Genomic DNA, 4,463 nt, shown 5'->3' with positions numbered 1-4,463 from the left:
TTACTCTGCGGCTTCTTCGTATTCTGACATTGGTGGGCATGTGCAGATGAGGTTTCTGTCACCGTATGCGTTGTCGACGCGGTTGACGGGGGACCAGTATTTGTCGACGCCCATGGAGCCCGGCGGGAAGCAGGCCTGTTCGCGTGTGTAGGGGCGGTCCCAGCTGCCGACCAGATCGCGCACCGTGTGTGGGGCGTTTTTCAGCGGGTTGTTTTCCGCATCGATCTTGCCGTCGATGATATCCTGCGCCTCGGCCCGAATGGACAGCATGGCCTCGCAGAAGCGGTCGAGCTCGTCCATGGGCTCCGATTCCGTGGGCTCCACCATCAGGGTTCCGGCCACCGGCCAGGACATGGTTGGGGCGTGGAAGCCTGAATCGACCAGGCGCTTGGCAATGTCATCGACGCTGACATGCGCGGCCTCGTCCAGCGGACGGGTGTCGAGGATGCATTCATGCGCCACGCGACCTGTCTCGGAGGTATAGAGGATCGGATAGGCATCCTGCAGACGCGCCGCGATGTAGTTGGCGTTCAGGATTGCCACTTTCGTGGCCTGGGTCAGACCTGCGCCGCCCATCAGCAGAACATAGGCCCATGAGACCGGCAGGATGGACGGAGACCCGAAAGGCGCTGCCGAGACCGGGCCCACGGCGGTGCCGTATTCCGGGTGGCCGGGCAGGTGCTCCTCCAGATGCGCCTTGACGCCGATCGGACCCATGCCGGGGCCGCCACCGCCATGCGGGATGCAGAAGGTCTTGTGCAGGTTCAGGTGGCTGACGTCACCGCCCACATCGCCCGGACGCGCCAGGCCAACCATGGCGTTCATGTTGGCGCCGTCGATATAGACCTGACCGCCGTGATCATGGGTGATCTGGCAGACCTCCTGCACGGTGGTCTCGAACACGCCATGGGTGGACGGATAGGTGATCATGCAGGCGGCCAGATGATCCGAGTGCTTTTCCGCCTTGGCGCGGAAGTCGTTCAGGTCAATGTTGCCCTTGTCATCCGCCTGCACCGGCACAACCTGCCAGCCGACCATCTGGGCCGAGGCCGGGTTGGTGCCATGCGCCGAGGTTGGGATCAGGCAGACATTGCGCTGCCCCTCGCCACGCGCGAAGTGATAATTGCGGATGGTCAGAAGGCCCGCGTACTCACCCTGCGCGCCCGAGTTGGGCTGCTGCGAGATCGCGTCATAACCGGTGATCTGGCACAGCTTGTCGTTCAGATCGTCGATCATCTCGTGATAGCCCTGCGCCTGATCTTGCGGCACAAACGGGTGCAGGTTGCCGAACTCGGGCCAGGTGACCGGGATCATCTCGATCGTGGCGTTCAGCTTCATGGTGCAGGAGCCCAGCGGGATCATCGCCCGGTCCAGCGCCAGGTCGCGGTCGGCCAGACGGCGCATATAGCGGGTGATCTCGGCCTCGGCCCGGTTCTTGTGGAAGATCGGATGGGTCAGGTATTCGCTTTCGCGCAGCGCGTAATCCGGCAGGCGGTACTGCTTGTTCGAGCTGTCATCCTTGCGATCGATGCCAAAGGCCCCCCAGACCGCCTCGATGGTCTCGGGGCGGGTCTGTTCGTCCAGGCTGATGCCCACTTTCGTGTCGCCCACTTTGCGCAGGTTCACACCGCGCGCCACGGCGGCCTCCATGACGACGTTCTGCAGATGGCCGACCTCAACCGTGATGGTGTCGAAGAATACCTCGGGTTCGACGGCAAAGCCTGCCTCTTCCAGACCGGCAGCCATGCGCGAGGTCTTGCGGTGCACCGATTGCGCGATGGCCTTGATGCCGTCGGGGCCGTGATACACCGCATACATCGAAGCAATCACCGCCAGCAGCGCCTGCGCAGTGCAAACGTTCGAGTTGGCTTTCTCGCGGCGGATATGCTGCTCGCGGGTCTGCAGCGCCAGGCGGTAGGCCTTGTTGCCGCGGCTGTCGATGCTGACGCCGATGATCCGGCCCGGCATCGAACGCTTCAGCTTGTCGGTGGTCGCCATATAGGCGGCGTGCGGGCCACCATAACCCATCGGAACGCCAAAGCGCTGGGTCGAGCCGATGGCAATGTCGGCGCCCATCTCACCCGGTGACTTGAGCAGCGCCAGCGACAGGATATCGGCGGCGACAATTGCGATGGCCTTGTGCTCATGCAGCGCCGCGATCTCGGCGGTGAAGTCACGCACATGGCCGTGGGTGCCGGGATACTGGAAGATCGCGCCAAAGACCGCGCCTGCATCCAGCGTGTCCGGATCAGCCACCTGCACTTCGATGCCCAGAGGCTCGGCCCGGGTTTTAATGACCGCGATGGTCTGCGGGTGGCAGTTCTTGTCGACAAAGAAGGCTGCATTGTTGGCCTTGGACCGACCACCGCGCTTGGCCATGGCCATCGCTTCCGCCGCAGCTGTGGCTTCGTCCAGCAGGGATGCGTTGGCCACGTCCAACCCGGTCAGGTCGCTGACCATGGTCTGGAAGTTCAACAGCGCCTCAAGGCGGCCCTGGCTGATCTCGGGCTGATAGGGCGTATAGGCCGTGTACCAGGCCGGGTTTTCCAGGATGTTGCGCAGGATCGGCGCCGGCGTGGTGGTGCCATAATATCCCTGACCAATCAGCGAGGTCAGAACCTTGTTCTTGCTCGCCACCTCTTTCATGTGGAACAGAGCGTCGCGTTCCGTCATCGCCGGGCCCCAGTCCAGCGGCTCTTTCTGCCGGATCGCGGGGGGGACGGTGGCGTCGATCAGCTGGTCCAGTGTCTTGAAGCCGATCACCTTGAGCATGTCGCGCATCTCGGTCGGGCTGGGCCCGATATGGCGGCGGTTGGCGAAGTCATAGGCTTCGTAATCGGTCAGTTTGAAGGCCATCGTTGCGCTCCTCAAGGATAGATCAGGTTCGGCGGCGGCTGCGGGAGCCTCCGGCGTGGGGTGAGGGCCGTCTTGGAAACTGTCCAGGGGACAGTTTCAGGCCCGAACGGGCGGAGCCCCGGAAACAGGGCCCCAATTGAGAGTTAACCGATGAAGGCCTTGTAGCCGGCCTCATCCATCAGATCTTCGAGCTGCGAGGCATCCGCAATCTTGATCTTGTAGATCCAGGCTTCGCCTTCGGGGTCGTCATTCAGAGAACCGGGATTGTCAGCCAGCGCCTCGTTCACCTCTGTGATCTCGCCATCGACCGGCGCATAAAGCTCGGACGCGGCCTTGACGGATTCAATCACGCCGATCTCGCCGCCTTTTTCGAACTCGTCGCCTGCTTCCTGCTGTTCCACGAACACCACGTCGCCCAACTGCTCGGCGGCGTGTTTGGTGATGCCCAGCGTGGCGGTGTCGCCCTCAACAGCCAGCCATTCATGTTCTTCGGAATAATAGGTTGCCATGTCTCTCTCTCCTGACTTCAACGCTTGTAATTCTGTTTGACGAAGGGCAGCGCCACGATCTGCGCCGGTTGCGGTTTGCCCCGGATGATCAGGTTCACCGTCTCGCCCGGCTCGGTGTGACCTGCCGCGACATAACCCATCGCCACTGGTCCGCCCACCGTGGGGCCAAACACGCCCGAGGTGATCTGGCCGATCGTGTTGCCCTCGCTGCACTGGATCTCAACGCCCTGACGCGCTGGCGCCCGGCCCTCGGGCTTGATGCCCACCAGCTTTTTGGCGGGACCTTCGGCCAGTTCCTTCTGCACACGGTCCGCGCCCGGGAAACCGCCCTCTTCCTTGCGGCGCTTCTGGATCGCCCAAGCCAGCGAGGCCTCGATCGGCGAGGTGCTCTGGTCGATGTCATTGCCATAAAGGCACAGCCCGGCTTCAAGCCGCAGGCTGTCGCGCGCGCCCAGACCGGCCGCCTCGCAATCTTCATGCGCCAGGAAGGCCTTGGTGATCTCAATCGCCTTGTCCTCGGGGATCGAGATCTCATACCCGTCCTCGCCGGTATAGCCCAGCCGCGAGATACGGCATTCAACGCCGTTGATATCCGCCACAGTGGTTTCCATGAACTTCAGATCCCGCGCCGCAGGGCAGAGCTCGCCCACAACGTTTTCCGCCGCAGGGCCCTGTACCGCCACCAGCGCGCGGTCGAAGATCTCGATCACTTCAACACCGTCGAGATGTTCGCGCATATGCGGAATGTCCTGATGCCGCAGCGCCGCGTTCACCACCACAAAGTAGTGATCGCCCGCATTCGACACGATCAAATCGTCCATGATCCCGCCATCCGCGTTCGTAAAGAACCCGTACCGCGCCTTGCCTTCCTTCAACGTCGCATAGGCCTGCGGGCACAAAGCTTCCAGCTTCTCGCCCACATTCTCGCCCTTCAGGATCACCTGACCCATATGGCTCACATCAAACACCGCCGCCTTCTCACGGCACTGCTTATGCTCACCCATAATCCCCAATGGATACTGAACAGGCATCTCCCACCCAGCAAAATCAACCAACTTACCACCCAACTCAACATGCAAAGCGTGAAGAGGCGTGCGT

3 protein-coding genes are annotated in these 4,463 nt (G+C 62.3%); all 3 read right to left on the bottom strand.

Features of this window, described 5'->3' with window-relative positions; genetic code table 11:
• Positions 1–2,856 carry an aminomethyl-transferring glycine dehydrogenase gene (gene gcvP, locus ACR0KN_RS22340; RefSeq protein WP_480656681.1) on the bottom strand — a complete coding sequence of 952 codons (2,856 nt, stop codon included), beginning with the start codon at positions 2,854–2,856 and terminating at the stop codon, positions 1–3.
• Positions 2,857–2,999: 143 nt separating this feature from the next.
• A complete protein-coding gene (gcvH, locus tag ACR0KN_RS22335; RefSeq protein ID WP_170471861.1) occupies positions 3,000–3,365 on the bottom strand; it encodes a glycine cleavage system protein GcvH in 366 nt (121 codons plus the stop codon).
• 17 nt (positions 3,366–3,382) lie between these two features.
• On the bottom strand, positions 3,383–4,463 hold a 1,081-nt coding region (gene gcvT / locus ACR0KN_RS22330), incomplete at its 5' end, for a glycine cleavage system aminomethyltransferase GcvT (protein WP_170782229.1).

It is taken from the genome of Ruegeria sp. AP7 (genome assembly GCF_056539905.1).
This window is presented reverse-complemented; position numbering and strand designations above follow the sequence as displayed.